At 42.5% G+C, this 18,743-nt stretch carries 19 protein-coding genes; 18 read left to right on the forward strand and 1 reads right to left on the reverse strand.

The features are described 5' to 3' along the window. Positions 1–5 precede the first annotated feature (5 nt). From rsgA to spoVM, 4 genes are all read left to right on the forward strand, one after another. On the forward strand, positions 6–902 hold the full coding sequence (rsgA, locus tag NST15_RS07690; protein WP_136944389.1) for a ribosome small subunit-dependent GTPase A: 897 nt from the start codon (positions 6–8) through the stop codon (positions 900–902). A gap of 3 nt (positions 903–905) precedes the next feature. Continuing rightward, complete coding sequence (gene rpe / locus NST15_RS07695) at positions 906–1,556, forward strand: ribulose-phosphate 3-epimerase (protein WP_050827255.1); 651 nt, start codon at positions 906–908, stop codon at positions 1,554–1,556. Positions 1,557–1,615: 59 nt separating this feature from the next. Next, positions 1,616–2,260: a thiamine diphosphokinase gene (locus NST15_RS07700; protein ID WP_342498988.1), complete on the forward strand. Its 645-nt coding sequence runs from the start codon at positions 1,616–1,618 to the stop codon at positions 2,258–2,260. A gap of 71 nt (positions 2,261–2,331) precedes the next feature. Continuing rightward, a complete protein-coding gene (spoVM, locus tag NST15_RS07705) occupies positions 2,332–2,412 on the forward strand; it encodes a stage V sporulation protein SpoVM (protein ID WP_008354550.1) in 81 nt (26 codons plus the stop codon). 69 nt (positions 2,413–2,481) lie between these two features. Here the strand turns inward: spoVM and rpmB are convergent, their stop codons facing one another. Then, positions 2,482–2,670 (reverse strand): 50S ribosomal protein L28, encoded by a 189-nt coding sequence (rpmB, locus tag NST15_RS07710; RefSeq protein ID WP_003212514.1) that lies wholly within the window; start codon positions 2,668–2,670, stop codon positions 2,482–2,484. Positions 2,671–2,941: 271 nt separating this feature from the next. On the opposite strand from rpmB, the gene NST15_RS07715 reads away from it, so the two are divergent. The 14 genes from NST15_RS07715 to NST15_RS07780 all read left to right on the forward strand — a co-directional run bounded on the left by NST15_RS07715 (position 2,942) and on the right by NST15_RS07780 (position 18,742). Further along, positions 2,942–3,304 (forward strand): Asp23/Gls24 family envelope stress response protein, encoded by a 363-nt coding sequence (locus tag NST15_RS07715; RefSeq protein WP_008344871.1) that lies wholly within the window; start codon positions 2,942–2,944, stop codon positions 3,302–3,304. A gap of 15 nt (positions 3,305–3,319) precedes the next feature. Then, positions 3,320–4,993, forward strand: a complete 1,674-nt coding sequence (locus NST15_RS07720) for a DAK2 domain-containing protein (RefSeq protein ID WP_191218862.1) — start codon at positions 3,320–3,322, stop codon at positions 4,991–4,993. Positions 4,994–5,142: 149 nt separating this feature from the next. Continuing rightward, positions 5,143–5,805 (forward strand): L-serine ammonia-lyase, iron-sulfur-dependent subunit beta, encoded by a 663-nt coding sequence (sdaAB, locus tag NST15_RS07725; RefSeq protein ID WP_008344864.1) that lies wholly within the window; start codon positions 5,143–5,145, stop codon positions 5,803–5,805. Positions 5,806–5,825: 20 nt separating this feature from the next. Beyond that, positions 5,826–6,728, forward strand: coding sequence for an L-serine ammonia-lyase, iron-sulfur-dependent, subunit alpha (sdaAA, locus tag NST15_RS07730; RefSeq protein WP_026050092.1), 903 nt, complete (start codon positions 5,826–5,828; stop codon positions 6,726–6,728). Then, on the forward strand, positions 6,706–8,754 hold the full coding sequence (recG, locus tag NST15_RS07735) for an ATP-dependent DNA helicase RecG (protein WP_041507316.1): 2,049 nt from the start codon (positions 6,706–6,708) through the stop codon (positions 8,752–8,754). The genes sdaAA and recG overlap by 23 nt, the downstream gene beginning before the upstream one ends. A gap of 112 nt (positions 8,755–8,866) precedes the next feature. Next, positions 8,867–9,433: a transcription factor FapR gene (fapR, locus tag NST15_RS07740; RefSeq protein WP_017359102.1), complete on the forward strand. Its 567-nt coding sequence runs from the start codon at positions 8,867–8,869 to the stop codon at positions 9,431–9,433. A gap of 15 nt (positions 9,434–9,448) precedes the next feature. After that, on the forward strand, positions 9,449–10,447 hold the full coding sequence (gene plsX / locus NST15_RS07745; protein WP_159159617.1) for a phosphate acyltransferase PlsX: 999 nt from the start codon (positions 9,449–9,451) through the stop codon (positions 10,445–10,447). Positions 10,448–10,462: 15 nt separating this feature from the next. Next, positions 10,463–11,407, forward strand: coding sequence for an ACP S-malonyltransferase (gene fabD, locus NST15_RS07750; protein ID WP_050827258.1), 945 nt, complete (start codon positions 10,463–10,465; stop codon positions 11,405–11,407). Then, on the forward strand, positions 11,407–12,150 hold the full coding sequence (gene fabG / locus NST15_RS07755) for a 3-oxoacyl-[acyl-carrier-protein] reductase (RefSeq protein ID WP_039166716.1): 744 nt from the start codon (positions 11,407–11,409) through the stop codon (positions 12,148–12,150). The genes fabD and fabG overlap by 1 nt, the downstream gene beginning before the upstream one ends. 81 nt (positions 12,151–12,231) lie before the next feature. Then, on the forward strand, positions 12,232–12,465 hold the full coding sequence (gene acpP / locus NST15_RS07760) for an acyl carrier protein (protein WP_003212028.1): 234 nt from the start codon (positions 12,232–12,234) through the stop codon (positions 12,463–12,465). Between the two features lie 184 nt (positions 12,466–12,649). Continuing rightward, complete coding sequence (gene rnc / locus NST15_RS07765; protein ID WP_017367233.1) at positions 12,650–13,393, forward strand: ribonuclease III; 744 nt, start codon at positions 12,650–12,652, stop codon at positions 13,391–13,393. A 105-nt stretch (positions 13,394–13,498) separates the two neighbouring features. Next, positions 13,499–17,059 (forward strand): chromosome segregation protein SMC, encoded by a 3,561-nt coding sequence (gene smc, locus NST15_RS07770; protein WP_342498989.1) that lies wholly within the window; start codon positions 13,499–13,501, stop codon positions 17,057–17,059. Between the two features lie 21 nt (positions 17,060–17,080). After that, positions 17,081–18,067, forward strand: coding sequence for a signal recognition particle-docking protein FtsY (gene ftsY / locus NST15_RS07775; protein ID WP_017359097.1), 987 nt, complete (start codon positions 17,081–17,083; stop codon positions 18,065–18,067). A gap of 342 nt (positions 18,068–18,409) precedes the next feature. After that, positions 18,410–18,742, forward strand: coding sequence for a putative DNA-binding protein (locus tag NST15_RS07780; RefSeq protein WP_017367235.1), 333 nt, complete (start codon positions 18,410–18,412; stop codon positions 18,740–18,742). Position 18,743 lies beyond the last annotated feature (1 nt).

Genomic DNA, 18,743 nt, shown 5'->3' on the forward strand with positions numbered 1-18,743 from the left:
ACTTTATGCCTGAGGGCAAAATTATTAAAGCATTAAGCGGATTTTATTATGTGCTGGATGAGTCTTTAGAAAGTGGCAAAGTAATTCAGTGTAGAGCAAGAGGGATTTTTCGTAAAAACAAAATAACCCCTCTTGTTGGAGATTATGTCGTCTATCAAGCAGATAACGATAAGGAAGGCTATTTGCTGGAAGTAAAAGAGCGGACCAATGAGCTGATTCGGCCGCCTATTAGCAACGTTGATCAAGCAGTGCTCGTTTTCTCAGCAGCAGAGCCGACCTTTAGTACATCGCTGTTAGACAGATTCCTGGTGCTTGTTGAAGAGAGCCAGATTGAACCGATTATCTGCATCACAAAAATGGACTTGCTGAAAACAGACCAAGAGCGAGAAACGATTCAAGCCTATGCAGAAGACTATCGCCAAATTGGATACGACGTTCATTTAACATCGACGATCGAAGGGGATGGAATTGAAAAGCTGACCCCGTATTTCCATCACAAGATTACTGTTTTTGCAGGTCAATCGGGTGTAGGGAAGTCTTCCCTCTTAAATGCGATGAGTCCTGATTTAGCACTGAAAACAAATGATATTTCCTCCCATCTTGGCAGGGGGAAACATACAACAAGACATGTGGAACTCATTCGAACGGCTGAAGGGCTCATTGCCGATACACCAGGATTTAGCTCGCTTGAATTTACAGGTATCGAAGCGGAAGATTTAGGGCTCTATTTCTTAGAAATCAGAGAGAAGAGTGCAGAATGTAAATTCAGGGGCTGTTTGCACGTAAAAGAGCCTGGATGTGCAGTAAAAGAGGCAGTAGAACACGATCGCATCAGAGAGTATCGCTATCAGCATTATTTAGAGTTTTTAACTGAAATTAAAGACAGAAAGCCGAGGTACTAAATCATGGTTTATATTGCCCCATCCATTTTATCAGCCGATTTTGCCAATCTTGCGAAAGATATCCGTGATGTGGAACAAGGTGGAGCGGATTATATTCATATTGATGTGATGGACGGTCATTTTGTACCGAATATGACATTTGGACCAAATGTAGTGGAGGCGATCAGGCCGCATACAAAGCTGCCGCTCGATGTTCACTTAATGATTGAGCAGCCAGACCAGTATATCCCTGCATTTGCAAAAGCGGGTGCTGATATTATTTCTGTTCATGTCGAGGCGTGTCCACACTTACATCGCACGATTCAGCATATAAAAGAACAAGGTGTCAAAGCAGGGGTTGTTTTAAACCCGCACACACCCGTTTCTCAAATCGCGCATGTATTAGAGGATGTTGACCTCGTCTTATTCATGACGGTGAACCCTGGTTTTGGCGGACAGGCGTTTATTCCTGCTGTTCTCTCAAAGGTAAAAGAAGTAAAGACACTTAGTGAACAAAAAGGCTTAACTGATTTACTCATTGAAATAGATGGCGGTGTCAATGTAGAGACAGCAAAGAGCTGCAAAGAAGCAGGCGCTAATCTACTTGTTGCCGGCTCAGCGGTATATGGGAAAGAAGACCGCACGGCGGCCATTCAGGCCATTCGAGAAGCATAACAAAAAGAACCAAAGTCATTGTGATCTTTGGTTCTTTTTCAATGGAGAGGAGCGTAATCATGCACATACATATCGTGGCCGGCGGTCCTTTTGTGTACATCCCGCCGCTTGATCATGAAGCATCTGAGGAGGACATTCTCTGGATCGGCGTAGACCGGGGAACCCTTTTCTTACTAGAGCATGGCATTGTACCTGACAGAGCATTTGGTGATTTTGATAGTGTGACAGAAGAGGAGCTTCATGAACTGAAAAAGAAATTGCCTGCACTCAATCTATTTCAGGCAGAGAAAGATGAAACGGATTTAGAACTTGCGCTGAACTGGTCTTTGCGTCAGAATCCAGCACATATTCAAATTTACGGCATCACAGGCGGAAGAGCAGATCATTTTCTTGGGAATATTCATCTCCTTTATAAAGGCATTCAGCACAAACAGAGCATGACCCTTGTAGATAAGCAAAATATCATTCAAATGTTTGGACCTGGTACATACGACATCAAACAAGACCCGGATAAAAAATATGTGTCGTTTTTGCCCTTCGGTACATCGGTTGAAAAGCTGACATTAAAAGGTTTCAAATATCCTCTGAAAAATTGTCATATTGAGCCTGGTTCCACACTATGTATTAGTAACGAACTCATCCACTCAAATGGTACTTTTTCTTTTCATGAAGGCATATTAATAATGGTAAGAAGCAAAGATTGACCAACCTATCAATGTGGATGGCTGATTAAGCTCAATTGTGCTGCAAGCGGTACTTTTAGGAGGGGGACAAAATGAAATTTTATACAATCAAACTGCCTAGATTTCTTGGCGGCATTGTCCGTGCGATGCTTGGTTCATTTAAGAAAGATTAATGAGTAATCTCCTTTATTTCCACATAAAAACGCCTGCTACATTTAACTGTAGCAGGCGTTTACTCTTGCTTATACACGCTCAACTTTACCAGATTTCAAAGCTCGAGCTGATACATATACTCTTTTAGGCTTACCGTCCACTAGAATACGAACTTTTTGAAGGTTCGCGCCCCATGTACGTTTTGTAGAGTTCATTGCGTGAGAACGGTTGTTCCCAGCTTTTGTTTTTCTGCCTGTAATAACGCATTTACGTGCCATTTGTTTCCCTCCTAACTGCGAAAACATCATCATATTCTTCATATACGTACTTAGAGATGCCTCAAGATACTTTAATAATTTACCACAGCTTCAAGGGGTTTGCAAGGATTGTTTGCTCCTCTTTCAAGAAAAATACCTTGACATCTTGATAAAAAATCAAGGCTATAGTATAAGTAGGATTGGGTCGGATTGAATGATTTCTTTTAAAAAGAAGGGTCTTATAGTAAAATAGTGATAACTCAGGGCAATTTCTCAAAAAGGGGGAACCAATGTGTCCATTGAACTTAGAACGAAATACGGACAAATTGATATATCAAATGAAGTCATTGCAATGGTGGCAGGAGGCGCTGCGATCGATTGCTATGGTATTGTTGGCATGGCGTCCAAAAATCAAATAAAGGACGGCTTGACGGATATTCTCCGCAAAGAGAACTTCAGCCGGGGTGTTCTTGTGCGTCAAAAAGAAGATCGCATTCATATTGATATGTACATCATCGTCAGCTACGGTACAAAAATATCAGAAGTCGCACATAATGTTCAAACGAAAGTCAAATATACGATTCATCACACGATTGGACTTTCAGTTGACTCAGTCAACATTTATGTACAAGGAGTAAAAGTTACGAACCCGTAGTAAGGAGGAAATATATTGTCTATTAGAAATCTGGGTGGCCGCTCATTTGCAAAAATGATTCTTGCAGGTGCTCACCATCTTTCTCAAAACGCACAAATTGTTGATGCGTTAAATGTTTTTCCAGTGCCAGACGGAGACACGGGGACAAATATGAATTTGTCAATGACTTCAGGGGCAAAAGCAGTTGAAGAAACAAATACCGATCACATTGGTAAGGTCGGGGTGGCTCTGTCGAAAGGGCTGTTAATGGGGGCAAGAGGAAACTCAGGTGTGATCCTGTCTCAGCTCTTCAGAGGTTTCAGCAAAAATATAGAACAAAAAGAAACAATTGACGCAAAAGAATTTGCGCTTGCCTTGCAGGCCGGTGTTGATACAGCATATAAAGCCGTCATGAAACCGATTGAAGGAACCATCTTAACGGTTGCAAAGGACGCAGCAAAGAAAGCGGTTGCTGTTTCAACAACAGAAGACCAAATCGATCGTGTACTTGAATTAACGATTGAGGAAGCAAGAGCATCACTTGACCGCACGCCAGATCTCCTTCCTGTTTTAAAAGAAGTCGGTGTTGTAGATAGCGGCGGTAAAGGACTTCTTTGTGTATATGAAGGTTTCCTTGCTTCATTAAGAGGAGAAGAGCTTCCTCCTAAAACGGCCTCTTTGCCAACATTAAAAGAATTAGTGAGTGCAGAGCATCATAAAAGTGCACAAAGCCATATGAACACAGAAGATATTGAATTTGGCTATTGTACAGAATTTATGGTGAAATTCGAAGAAGACAAACAGTCCTTTGACGAAAATGCCTTCAGAGAAGAATTAAGCGAATTCGGAGATTCACTTCTTGTGGTATCTGATGATACGCTTGCAAAAGTTCATATTCATGCAGAGCAGCCAGGAGATGTCTTATCATATGCACAGCGCTATGGCAGCTTAATTAATATGAAAATTGAAAACATGAGAGAGCAGCATAGCTCGATCGTCAATGAAGAAAAAGATCACTCGCCTGCTACACCAAAAGCAACAGCTGCTGAAAAACAGCGTTTTGGAGTAGTGAGTGTCGCAATGGGAGAAGGGATTGCTGACTTGTTTAAAAGTATCGGAGCATCCGTCGTCATTGAAGGCGGACAGACGATGAATCCGAGCACAGAAGACATTGTCAAAGCAATTGATAGCATTCATGCCGAAACCGTCTTTATCTTACCTAATAATTCTAATATTGTCATGGCAGCTAAACAGGCGGCAACTGTCTCAAGTCGTGAGGTCATTGTTATTCCGACAAAGACCGTTCCTCAAGGAATGTCGGCACTTCTTTCTCTCAATGAAGCAGCTTCAAATGAAGACAATGAAGCAGCGATGTTAGAAGCGATTGATCATGTGAAAAGCGGCCAAATTACCTTTGCAGTGAGAGATACCCAAATTGATGGGATCGACATTGCCAAAGGCGACTATATGGGCCTATACAATGGGAAAATCACCTTAACAGCTAAAAATCAATTAGATGCAGCAAAAGAGCTTTTGACCCAAATGGTGACAGAAGATGATGAGATTGTCACAATCATCAAAGGGGAAGATGCATCATCTGATGAGATGGAAGCTTTAGAAGCATATATTGAAGACACATTTGAAGATGTAGAAGTTGAAGTCCACGATGGAAAACAGCCGCTTTATTCATATATTTTGGCTGTTGAATAAAGAAAGAAGGGCATATGAAGCCCTTCTTCTTCTTTTGCATTTTTTTACTATGTGTTCATCGGTGAAATGAGTTGCGGGAATCGAATGAATCCATTAGTCTAAAGGGAGTAACAAACCAATCTGTGATTGGTGATGAGAGGGGAAGACCTATGAAATTTAGAAGTGTGTTTGATATTATTGGACCCGTCATGATTGGTCCATCAAGTTCGCACACGGCGGGTGCGGCTCGTATTGGAAGAGTGGCTCGCAGCTTGTTCGGAAGGGAACCGAAACGAATTGTTGTGTCGTTTTATGGCTCTTTTAAAGATACGTATAAAGGACACGGGACAGATGTAGCCATTATCGGTGGTGTTCTTGACTTTGATACATTTGATGAACGAATCAAAACAGCGATTGATATTGCAAAAAGCAAAGAAATCGACATTGAGTTTAAAGAAGAAGATGCGGTGCCAGCGCATCCAAATACAGCAAAAGTAGAAATTTCAGATGCGAATGGAAGCCTTGAATTAATCGGGATTTCCATTGGCGGAGGTAAAATAGAAATCACAGAATTAAATGGCTTTGAACTGAGACTCTCAGGGAATCACCCGGCCATTCTTGTGGTTCATAACGACCGCTACGGGACGATTGCAGCAGTTGCCAATGTGTTAGCGAAATTCGCCATCAACATTGGTCATATGGAAGTGGCACGTAAAGAGGTCGGGCAAGAAGCACTCATGACGATTGAAGTGGATCAGAATATTGATCCAGCGGTTTTAACAGAGCTTGAGACGCTGCCAAACATTATTCAAGTCACACAAATTGCAGAGTAACAACAAGGAGGTTATGTATGATGTTTAAAAACGTCAAAGAACTCGTGCAGCTAACAGAAGAACGGAATACCTCCATTTCAGACATTATGATTACTCAAGAAATGGAAGTGACAGGGAAGTCACGTGAAGACATTTTCTCGCAGATGTACCGCAACCTAGAAGTGATGGAACAGGCCGTTGAAAACGGACTGAAAGGTGTGAAATCATTATCTGGTTTAACAGGCGGGGATGCGGTGAAACTTCAAGCATATATCGCATCAGGCAAAACATTGTCTGGTCATACCATTTTAGATGCCGTGAGTAAGGCAGTGGCAACAAATGAAGTGAATGCAGCAATGGGAACGATCTGTGCAACGCCTACAGCTGGCTCAGCAGGTGTTGTGCCAGGAACGCTCTTTGCGGTGAAAGAAACATTAAAGCCAACAAAGGAACAAATGGTCAGATTCCTATTTACATCTGGTGCATTTGGTTTTGTTGTCGCCAATAACGCAAGTATCTCTGGTGCAGCAGGCGGCTGTCAGGCAGAAGTAGGATCTGCATCAGGTATGGCAGCAGCAGCCATTGTAGAAATGGCAGGCGGTACGCCGCAGCAATCCGCTGAAGCCATGGCCATCACCTTAAAAAATATGCTGGGTCTTGTTTGCGATCCAGTCGCAGGACTTGTGGAAGTGCCATGTGTGAAACGAAACGCAATGGGCGCTTCTAATGCGATGATTGCAGCAGATATGGCACTTGCCGGCATTACAAGCCGCATCCCTTGTGATGAAGTCATTGATGCGATGTACAAAATTGGTCAAACGATGCCAACAGCTCTTCGTGAGACTGCACAAGGCGGACTTGCTGCAACACCGACAGCAAGGGAGCTTGAAAAGAAGATTTTCGGAGGTGTGACCTCATCTCGTGATACAGAAACTGCAAGATAAGATCTCTGCCCTCAAAGGGATTGGAGAAGAAACAGAAAAAACACTAAATGAACTTGGAATCTACACAGTAGCCGATTTACTCGGCTACTTTCCTTATCGATATGACGACTATGAGCTTCGCAACTTAGAAGAAGTCAGACATGACGAACGTGTCACAGTTGAAGGAAAAGTGCACAGTGAGCCCGTTCTCACCTATTATGGAAAAAAACGAAGCAGGCTGACATTCAGGCTGCTTGTCGGTCGTTTTTTGATTACAGCCATATGCTTCAATCGCCCTTATTTAAAACGAAGTCTTGTTTTAGGCGATACGGTATCCGTCACAGGGAAGTGGGATAAAAACCGGCAATCCATTATGGTGCAGGAATTTAAAAAAGGAACACACGAACAAGATGGCAGTATAGAACCTGTTTATTCGGTCAAAGAAAATGTAACCGTGAAGATGATGAGACGATTTGTGAAACAAGCGTTGTCACTCTATGTAGACCATGCAGAAGATCCACTGCCAAAGCAACTTGTAGCTGCTTATAAACTCATGTCTTATCAAGAAGCACTAAAAACCATTCATCTCCCTGAAACGAGAGACTCGCTCAAGCAAGCAAGACGACGCTTCGTGTACGAGGAATTTCTCATCTTTCAGCTGAAGATGCAGGCGATCAGAAAAAAAGAACGAGAAAAAACATCAGGCATCCAGCATCCGTTTTCAAAAGAGGCGGTCTTTGAGTTTGTTCATAGCCTGCCGTTCCCGCTGACAAAAGCACAATCAAGAGTGCTGGATGAAATTATGTCAGATATGGCATCCCCGTACCGGATGAACCGGCTTCTTCAAGGTGATGTTGGATCGGGGAAAACAGCTGTAGCGGCAATTGCCCTTTATGCCGCTCATTTATCCGGCTTTCAAGGTGCGCTGATGGTGCCAACTGAAATTTTGGCAGAACAGCATGCCGATTCACTGTATCAGCTATTTGAAAAATGGGGGCTAAATATTGCTCTTTTGACGAGTTCAGTGAAAGGAAAGCGCCGCAGAGAACTGCTTGAACGTCTGAAAGAGGGAGATATTGATATTTTAGTCGGCACGCATGCCCTTATCCAGGACGAAGTGGAATTTCAGCAGCTTGGTCTTGTTATTACAGATGAACAGCACAGGTTCGGCGTGGAACAGCGGAAAAAACTGCGAAGCAAAGGGCAGGACCCAGATGTTTTGTTTATGACCGCAACGCCGATTCCAAGAACGCTTGCCATCACAGTATTTGGAGAAATGGACGTCTCTGTCATTGATGAGCTGCCAGCCGGCCGAAAGCAGATTGAAACGTATTGGGTGAAGCATGACATGCTTGAACGGATTCTTGCTTTTGTTGATAAAGAGCTGAGAAAAGGCAGACAAGCGTATATTATTTGTCCACTTATAGAAGAATCAGACAAACTGGATGTCCAAAATGCGATTGATGTTCACAGCATGCTGACAGAGGCGTATCGCGGAAAATGGTCGATCGGCTTAATGCATGGGAAACTCGCAAGTGATGAAAAAGATCAAGTGATGAGAGATTTCACTTCCAATGAAGTGCAAATCCTTGTGTCAACGACAGTTGTTGAAGTTGGAGTCAACGTGCCAAATGCGACCATCATGGTCATTTATGATGCGGACCGCTTTGGACTGTCACAGCTTCATCAGTTAAGAGGCCGGGTCGGACGCGGAGAGCATCAATCTTTTTGTATTTTAATGGCGGACCCTAAATCAGAGACCGGTAAAGAGCGCATGCGGATCATGTCTGAAACAACGGATGGCTTTGAACTGTCTGAAAAGGACTTAGAACTAAGAGGCCCTGGCGACTTCTTTGGCAAGAAACAAAGCGGTATGCCTGAATTTAAAGTGGCAGACATGGTTCATGACTATAGAGCGCTTGAAACCGCTAGAAAAGATGCGGCAGAGCTCGTGCAGTCTGAAGCCTTTTGGACAGACCCTGAATATAAAGAACTTAGGCAAACACTTGTAGACAGCGGTGTGCTTGGCGGAGATAAATTGAGCTGATTAAGTGCTGGAGGAATTTTCTTGTCTTTTTGAAACAAGGATTGATTTATCATCTATGAGATTATATACTACTATTAGTACCTAGTCATAAATGTACGGATGGTGTCTGCATATGAAACTAAATAAAAAAGAACGACAAAAGCTTCTCCAGCAAACGATCAGCTCGACTCCGTTCATTACTGATGAAGAATTGGCAAGTAAATTCGGTGTAAGCATTCAAACAGTTAGACTTGACCGTTTGGAGCTGTCAATCCCTGAATTACGCGAACGAATTAAGCACGTGGCCGAAAAGACATTAGAGGATGAAGTGAAGTCTCTTCCGCTGGATGAAGTCATTGGAGAAATGATTGATGTAGAGCTTGATGATCAAGCGATTTCCATTTTTGAAGTGAGAAAAGAGCATGTATTCAGTCGTAACCAAATTGCCAGGGGACATCATCTTTTTGCCCAGGCAAATTCGCTGGCAGTAGCCGTCATCGACGATGAACTGGCTTTGACAGCAAAAGCAAATATTAAGTTTACAAGGCAGGTCAAACAAGGCGAAAGAGTTGTCTCAAAAGCCAAAGTTGCCTCACATGATAAAGAAAAAGGCAGAACCGTAGTTGAAGTAAACAGCTATGTAGGTGAGGAAGTTGTCTTCTCAGGCGATTTCGTCATGTATCGCTCAAAACAAAAGTAAAAGGTGGCACATAACATGAGAATTGCAGTCGATGCAATGGGGGGAGATCATGCCCCTAAAGCCATTATTGACGGTGTGCAAAAAAGCTTAGAAGCATTTTCAGATATCGAGATTACACTAGTCGGCGATGAAAGCAAGATCAAATCATACATAACAAATCATGAACGCATCACGATCTTAGATGCAAAAGAAGTCATTGAACCAACGGATGAACCAGTGCGTGCAGTGAGACGTAAAAAGGATTCTTCTATGGTGAAAATGGCGCAGGAAGTTTCAGAAGGAAGAGCAGATGCCTGTATTTCAGCTGGAAATACTGGGGCACTCATGACAGCAGGCCTGTTTATCGTAGGCAGAATTGATGGCATTGACAGACCAGCACTTGCTCCGACGTTGCCAACACTTGATGGTAGCGGGTTCTTATTATTGGATGTCGGTGCAAACGTTGATGCAAAGCCAGAGCATCTTGTGCAATATGCCATGATGGGATCTATTTACGCAGAGCATGTCTTCCCGAAGAGCAATCCACGCGTTGGACTTTTAAATGTCGGGACAGAAGATAAAAAAGGCAACGATTTAACGAAAAAAACCTTTGAATTATTAAAAGCATCAGATTTGAATTTCGTAGGAAATGTAGAATCGCGTGACTTATTAGAAGGTGTAGCTGATGTCGTTGTCACAGATGGTTTCACGGGGAATATCGCCCTTAAAACGATCGAAGGCACAGCCCTTTCTGTTTTTAAGATGCTGAAAGAAACCTTAACATCCAGCTTCACAGCTAAAATAGCAGCAGGTATGATGAAGCCAAAATTAATGCAGATGAAATCTAAAATGGATTACTCCGAATATGGTGGTGCCGCATTATTTGGTTTAAAAGCACCCGTTATTAAAGCGCATGGTTCCTCTGATGAAAATGCGATTTTTCATGCCATTCGTCAGGCGCGCGATATCGTTATAAAAGACGTTTCAGCTATCATTCATCAAGAAGTTCAAAAAGAAGACACGAATGAGTCGTAATGGAGGTAGAGCAGCATGAGTAAAATTGCTTTTTTATTCCCAGGCCAAGGCTCTCAAAAAATTGGCATGGGAAAAGATTTATTTGACCAAGAAGCAGCATCTAAAGCTGTGTTTGAAGAAGCAGATCAGACCCTTGATTTTGATTTATCTTCAATGATTTTTGAAGGAGATGCAAAAGAACTGACGCTGACATATAATGCACAGCCAGCTCTTTTAACGACAAGCATCGCGATCTTAAAGAAATTTGAAGAGAGCGGAATCAAAGCAGATTATGCAGCAGGGCACAGTCTGGGTGAATATACAGCCCTTGTTGCAGCGGGAGCTCTTTCGTTTAAAGATGCCGTTTTCGCAGTGAGAAAGCGTGGCGAATTAATGAATGAAGCCGTTCCAGCAGGAGAAGGCGCAATGGCGGCGATTCTTGGCTTAGACCAAGCGGCGCTTGTAGAAGTGACAAGAGAAGTGACAGAAAGCGGTCATCTTGTAGAACTTGCGAACTTAAACTGTCCGGGCCAAATCGTCATCTCTGGTACAGCAAAAGGTGTGGAACTTGCATCAGAGAAAGCGAAAGAAAAGGGCGCAAAACGTGCAATTCCACTTGAAGTGAGTGGACCTTTCCATTCTGCATTAATGAAACCAGCAGCTGAAAAATTCACAGATGTATTATCTAAATTAGACATTTCTGATGCCGCGACGCCAGTGATTTCAAACGTAACAGCAGACATCGTGACATCACGTAATGAAATTGAAACGAAGCTGATTGAACAATTGTATTCTCCTGTTCGATTTGAAGAAAGTGTAGAACGCCTGATTGACTTAGGCGTGACAACATTTATTGAAATTGGTCCTGGTAAAGTGCTCTCAGGTCTTGTGAAAAAAGTCAATCGCCGCCTGACGACCATTTCCGTATCAGATCAAGAAACAATTGAAGCAGCCATTCAAACACTCAAGGGGGATTCTTGATGCTTACAAATAAAACAGCCGTTGTCACAGGTGCATCACGCGGTATTGGCCGTTCGATTGCGATCGATTTGGCGAAAAAAGGTGCCAATGTTGTGGTGAACTATTCAGGCAACGAAGCAAAAGCAAATGAAGTCGTCGATGAGATCAAAGCACTTGGCCAGCAGGCTTTTGCTGTCAAAGCGGATGTGTCAAATGCAGAAGATGTACAGGCATTAATGAAACAAACCGTTGATACATTTGGTTCAATCGACATTCTTGTGAATAATGCTGGAATTACAAAGGACAACCTGCTCATGAGAATGAAAGAAAATGAATGGGATGATGTCATTAACATAAACTTAAAAGGTGTCTTCAACTGTACAAAAGCTGTGACACGTCAAATGATGAAACAGCGCAGCGGAAGAATCATCAATGTAGCATCTGTTGTCGGCGTTTGTGGAAACCCTGGACAAGCAAACTATGTTGCAGCAAAAGCTGGTGTGATCGGTTTAACGAAAACAACAGCGAAAGAGCTGGCAAGCCGTCATATTACAGTCAATGCCGTAGCACCAGGCTTTATTTCTACTGATATGACTGACAAGCTTGATGAGAATGTTCAAACAGAAATGCTTAAGCAAATCCCGCTCGCACGCTTTGGTGCGCCTGAAGATATAAGCAACGTTGTTGTCTTTTTAGCTTCAGAAGGAGCAGGTTATATTACAGGCCAAACCATCCAAGTGGATGGCGGAATGGTTATGTCCTAAGAAATATCAAAATTTCGTTACGTTTTCTCTAGTTTTTTAAAAACGAATCAACTATAATACTTTGAGGGGAGGTGAAAGGCAATGGCAGACGTATTAGAGCGTGTATCAAAAATTATTGTAGACCGCCTTGGCGTTGATGAGGCTGACGTGAAAATGGAGGCTTCATTTAAAGAAGATTTAGGCGCTGATTCCCTTGATGTAGTTGAGCTAGTTATGGAACTTGAAGATGAGTTCGATATGGAAATTTCTGACGAAGATGCTGAAAAAATTGCAACAGTCGGTGACGCTGTGAACTACATAAATAGCCAGCAATAAGCGTAACAAAGTCCCGTCTATTTTCATGGCGGGACTTTGAAAATTTATGTTAGTTTCAACATATTCAGCTGATCAATTGTCAGCCTTTTTCAGATGCTAAGGAGCACGGTTTCCTTGCATGTAGAAAGAGAGACTCCATATAATCAGTATCCTTAAAGGCGATAACGCCTACCTGGAGGTTGCTATGCCAAAACACTATAAAGACAAACAGAAACAGAGCAAAAAACTAGAGCAATTCAGAGAATTTCAGCAGCGCATTTCTGTACACTTTAAAAATGAAAAACTACTCTATCAAGCCTTTACACATTCCTCTTATGTGAATGAGCATCGTAAAAAACCTTATGAGGATAATGAAAGACTTGAATTTTTAGGGGACGCTGTTTTAGAGTTGACGATCTCACAGTTCTTATTTGCAAAGTACCCAGCCATGAGCGAGGGAGATTTAACAAAACTGAGAGCGGCGATCGTATGTGAGCCATCACTTGTGTCATTAGCACATGAGCTGTCCTTTGGAGACCTTGTTCTTTTAGGAAAAGGGGAAGAAATGACAGGCGGCAGAAAACGCCCAGCACTCTTAGCAGACGTATTTGAGGCGTTTATCGGAGCGCTTTATTTAGATCAAGGACTTGAGCCTGTTGAACGATTCCTAGAAGCCTATGTATACCCGAAAATTAATGACGGGGCATTCTCACATGTCATGGACTTTAAAAGCCAGCTTCAAGAATTTGTTCAGCGAGATGGAAAAGGTGTACTTGAATACCGAATCCTGCATGAAAAAGGTCCAGCACATAACCGGGAATTTGAAGCCAATGTATCCCTTAGAGGAGAAGTGCTCGGAATTGGAAATGGTCGTTCAAAAAAAGAAGCGGAACAGCATGCTGCACAGGAAGCACTTGCTAAATTACAGAAACATCATATGAACCAATAAAATCCCCCTCGTGATTCAGGGGGATTTCACTCTGTTTTCCATCATCTTTTTTCAGTTCATATGGTAAGATAATAGTACTTTAAATACATAAGGAGGATCACTCTCATGTTCCTCAAACGTTTAGACGTGATAGGATTCAAATCTTTCGCACAGCGGGTGACTGTAGACTTTGTCAAAGGGGTTACAGCTGTTGTTGGACCAAACGGAAGCGGCAAAAGTAATATTACTGATGCGATCCGCTGGGTACTTGGAGAGCAATCAGCAAAAAGCCTCCGCGGAGGAAAAATGGAAGACATCATTTTTGCAGGAAGTGACTCAAGAAAACGAGTCAACTTAGCAGAAGTGACATTAACGCTCGATAACGAAGATCACTTTTTGCCGATCGATTTTCACGAAGTCAGTGTGACAAGAAGAGTCTATCGTTCTGGAGAAAGTGAATTTCTCATTAACAATCAATCTGTCCGCTTAAAGGATATTATTGATCTTTTCATGGATTCAGGTCTTGGAAAAGAAGCTTTTTCGATCATCAGCCAAGGTAAGGTAGAAGAGATTCTATCGAGTAAAGCTGAAGAAAGACGTAGCATCTTTGAAGAAGCAGCTGGTGTCCTGAAATATAAAACAAGAAAGAAAAAAGCCGAGAATAAACTGTTTGAAACGCAGGACAACTTAAACCGGGTGGAAGATATTCTGCATGAACTAGAAGATCAAGTAGAACCACTAAGAATGCAGGCATCTATTGCAAAAGACTATCTGCAAAAGAAAGAAGAACTTGAAAATGTAGAAATTGCTCTCACCGTCCATGATATTGAAGCACTACACAAAAAATGGACAACACTTGGTGAAGCTGTCGAGCGGTTCAAACAAGATGAAATGAAGCAGTCCACAGACATTCAAGCGAAGGAAGCCAAAATCGAAGAAGCGAGAGACCGTATTCAGGCGCTTGACGATTCGATTCATGACCTCCAAGAAGTCCTCCTTTTCACAAGTGAAGAACTAGAAAAGCTTGAAGGGAAAAAAGAAGTTCTAAAAGAACGAAAAAAAAATGCGGCCGCTAACCAAGGGCAGCTAGAAGACACGCTCGTGCGTTTAACCGAAAAACAGGCGTTGTTAACGGAAAAGATTGAACAGCAGAAAGTCACACGTGACAGCCTGCAAACAGAAGTGCAGCAGCTAAAAGATGAAGTGAAAACAAAACAGCATCAGCTGTCTCTTCATAGTGAAGATGTGGAAGGGCAAATTGAACAGCTAAAAAGCGATTATTTTGACCTATTAAACGAGCAAGCTTCTATCCGAAACGAACGTAAATTACTAGAAGAACAGCAGCGCCAAGCAGCCTTGCAGCTAGAGCGGTTAACGCAAAATAATCAGAAACATATCGAAGAACGGGTATCTGTGAAGGAAAAGAAAACAGAAGCCGAGAAGCAACTTTCAGAACGAGAAGAAGACATTTTGGCTCAGGTGAAACGCTTTAGAGAAGCGGAACAAAAGCTAGAACAGATGAAACGTCAATACGAGAAAAAAGAAACGGCTCTTTACCAAGCCTATCAATATGTACAGCAGGCAAAATCTAAAAAAGAAATGCTTGAATCCATGCAGGAAGACTTCTCAGGATTTTTCCAAGGAGTGAAAGAGGTTTTAAAGGCAAAGGACCGGTTAGGTGGTATTCACGGGGCGATTGCAGAGCTAATTCAAACAGAGCAGCAACATGAAACAGCGATTGAAATTGCACTTGGCGCAGCCACGCAGCATGTCGTTACTGAAAATGAAGCGGCTGCCAGACAGGCCATTGGATATTTAAAGCAGCATTCCTTTGGGCGTGCGACCTTCCTGCCGATGAACGTCATCAAAGAACGAACCATTCAGTTCAGAGATATTCAAACAGCTGAGCAGCATGACGCGTTTATTGGCGTAGCGAGTCAGCTCGTTTCCTTTGATGAAAAGTATGAAAAAGTCATACAGAATTTGCTTGGAACGGTCCTGATTGTTCAAGACTTAAAAGGTGCCAATGAGCTGGCGAAAATGCTTGGACATCGTTATCGCATCGTGACCCTTGATGGGGACGTGGTGAACCCAGGTGGTTCAATGACTGGGGGCGGCGTAAAGAAAAAGAACAATTCCCTCCTCTCCAGAAACCGAGAGATTGAAACATTAACAAAGCAGCTCGTTGAAATGGAAGAAAAAACAACGATCCTTGAAAAAGAAACAAAAGAAACGAAGCAATCGATTGCCGCAAGCGAAGTCCAATTAAATGAACTGCGTCAGCGCGGCGAAATGCTTCGAGAAAAGCAGCAAGAGTTAAAAGGGACATTATATGAACTGCAAGTAGCGGAAAAAAATATTAACGCTCATCTAGAGCTCTATGATCAAGAAAAAGAAGAGTTGCAGCAGCGCTCTAGCGAACTTGCGAGCAAGGACAAAGAGCAGGCAGCCCTTGAAACATCTATAGGTGAGAAACTGACCTCTCTTGACGAAGAGATCAACACGTTAACAAAACGGAAGCAGACCCAAAGCTCAACGAAAGAAACCATTTCTTCCGAATTAACAGAGCTGAAAATCTCGCTTGCCAAAAAAGAGCAGTCTTTAGCAAATGAACAAGAAAAACTTTCGAGCTTAACGGCTGAATTAGAAGAGGCTGAAAAGACGCTGACGGAAACAAAAGAAGATTTGTCCCTCTTAACAAGTGAAATGTCATCTAGCTCAAGCGGCGCAGAACAACTGGAAGAAGCGGCAAAAGAGAAACTGGAACATAAAAACAAAACGACAGCGCTTATCTCAGAGCGACGCAAACAGCGCCTGGCTCTTTCTGAAACATTAGAATTCGCAGAACGTGAACTGAAAGAGCAAAAACGCCTGTATAAACAGCTCACGACAAGCTTAAAAGATGAAGAAATCAAGCTTGGCCGCATGGAAGTTGAACTTGATAACCTCATCGCCTATTTAAACGAAGAGTATGCCCTTTCGTTTGAAGGAGCAAAAGAAATGTATCATCTGACGCTATCGCCGGATGAAGCAAGAAAACGCGTGAAATTGATCAAACTAGCCATTGAAGAGCTTGGAACAGTGAACTTAGGCAGTATTGACGAGTATGAACGTGTGAATGAACGTTTTCTCTTCTTAACTGAACAGCGCAATGATCTGACAGAAGCGAAAAATACGTTATTCCAAGTCATTGAAGAAATGGATCAGGAGATGACGAAACGTTTCTCTGAGACATTCTCTCAAATCCGCGGGCATTTTGAATCTGTTTTCCAAGCATTATTTGGCGGAGGAAGAGCAGACCTTAAGCTCACAGATCCAAACGATTTACTAAACTCAGGTGTCGATATTGTGGCGCAGCCGCCGGGGAAAAAGCTGCAAAATCTAAGCCTGCTTTCAGGCGGAGAAAGAGCATTAACAGCCATTGCTTTATTATTCTCGATCTTAAAAGTGAGACCAGTTCCATTCTGTGTGCTAGATGAGGTAGAAGCAGCGCTTGATGAAGCAAATGTGTTCCGCTTTGCCCAGTATTTAAAGAAATATAGCCAAGAAACACAGTTTATTGTTATTACACACCGAAAAGGAACCATGGAAGAAGCAGATGTTCTGTACGGTGTCACGATGCAGGAGTCAGGTGTCTCAAAACTGGTATCTGTCAAACTAGAGGAAACGAAAGAGCTTGTCCAGTAATTAAAGGAGGTTTTTGAACCCATGAGCTTTTTTAAGAAATTAAAAGAAAAATTTACGCAGCAAACCGATTCAGTATCAGAAAAGTTTAAAGATGGACTTGAAAAAACGAGAAATTCGTTTCAGGGAAAAGTAAATGAACTCATTTCTCGCTATCGTAAAGTGGATGAAGACTTTTTTGAAGAACTAGAAGAAGTGTTAATCGGTGCGGATGTCGGTTTCACGACTGTGATGGAACTGATTGATGAGCTGAAAAAAGAAGTGAAATTAAGAAACATTCAAGACCCAAGTGAAGTACAAGCAGTCATCTCTGAAAAACTCGTGGAGATTTACAATAGTGGTGAGGAACAAATCTCTGAACTGAACATTGAAGACGGCCGTTTAAATATTATTTTATTCGTAGGCGTGAACGGTGTCGGTAAAACCACCACCATTGGTAAGCTGGCAAACAAGCTAAAAAATGAAGGGAAATCCGTCATTTTAGCAGCAGGTGATACGTTCCGTGCGGGGGCGATTGAGCAGCTTGAAGTATGGGGCGAGCGCTCTGGTGTTCCTGTCGTTAAACAAACAGCAGGCTCTGACCCGGCAGCGGTCATCTATGATGCCGTTCAATCAGCTAAAGCCAAAAAAGCAGATGTCTTGATCTGTGATACAGCAGGTAGACTGCAAAACAAAGTCAACTTGATGAAAGAGCTAGAGAAGGTCAAGAGAGTCATTGAACGCGAAGTGCCCGATGCACCGCACGAAGTACTGCTTGCCCTTGATGCGACAACAGGTCAAAATGCGATGGCGCAAGCGAAGGAATTTTCTAAAGCGACAAACGTGACAGGTATCGCTTTAACAAAGCTTGACGGTACTGCAAAAGGCGGGATTGTTCTTGCCATTCGCAATGAACTCAACATACCTGTAAAACTTGTCGGACTAGGTGAAAAAGTAGACGATCTGCAAGAGTTCGATGCTGAATCGTATGTGTACGGATTATTCTCAGACATGATTGATCAAGAAGACTAATCAAGATGCCGACAAAACTGCCGGCATTCAGCGTGTAGACAAACCCTCGCATTCTTTGTCAGTCCTGCGCTCTGGTGCTCACGAATGTCAAATTCGCTCCGCGCCAGTACTCGTCCTTCCTAGACTTCAAAGGTTTTCTATCACGCTGAAAAGAAGACAAAGGGCTAAAATCAAGTTCATTTTAGCCCTTTGTCAACAATCTGGGGATGCCGGCAAAACTGCCGGCTTTTTTATTTAAATATCGCCGCAGGAAGTGACAAGATAAAAACTTGACACGTAGATCAGAACCGTGTAAACTTAGTTGTTGTAAAGGGAATGAACTTAACAAAGGGGAGAGAGCCCATGACGCTTGAAAAGACAACGAGAATGAACTACTTGTTTGATTTCTATCAATCGTTGTTGACCGCAAAACAAAAGAGCTACATGTCGCTTTACTACCTAGACGATTTTTCCCTCGGTGAAATTGCGGATGAATATGAAGTATCAAGACAGGCTGTTTATGATAATATTAAACGGACTGAAGCGATGCTTGAACAATATGAAGAAAAGCTGCTCTTGTTTAAGAAATTTAAAGAGCGTAAAGAACTTCTCACAAAAATGAGAGAGCTTGTAGCAGATTCCGTGCAAAAGGAAGAAGCAGAAGCTTTAATTGAATCGCTTGAGAAATTAGATTAGG

The sequence above is a fragment of the Bacillus sp. FSL R5-0820 genome (genome assembly GCF_038593385.1).
Classification (GTDB): Bacteria; Bacillota; Bacilli; order Bacillales; family Bacillaceae; genus Bacillus; species Bacillus altitudinis.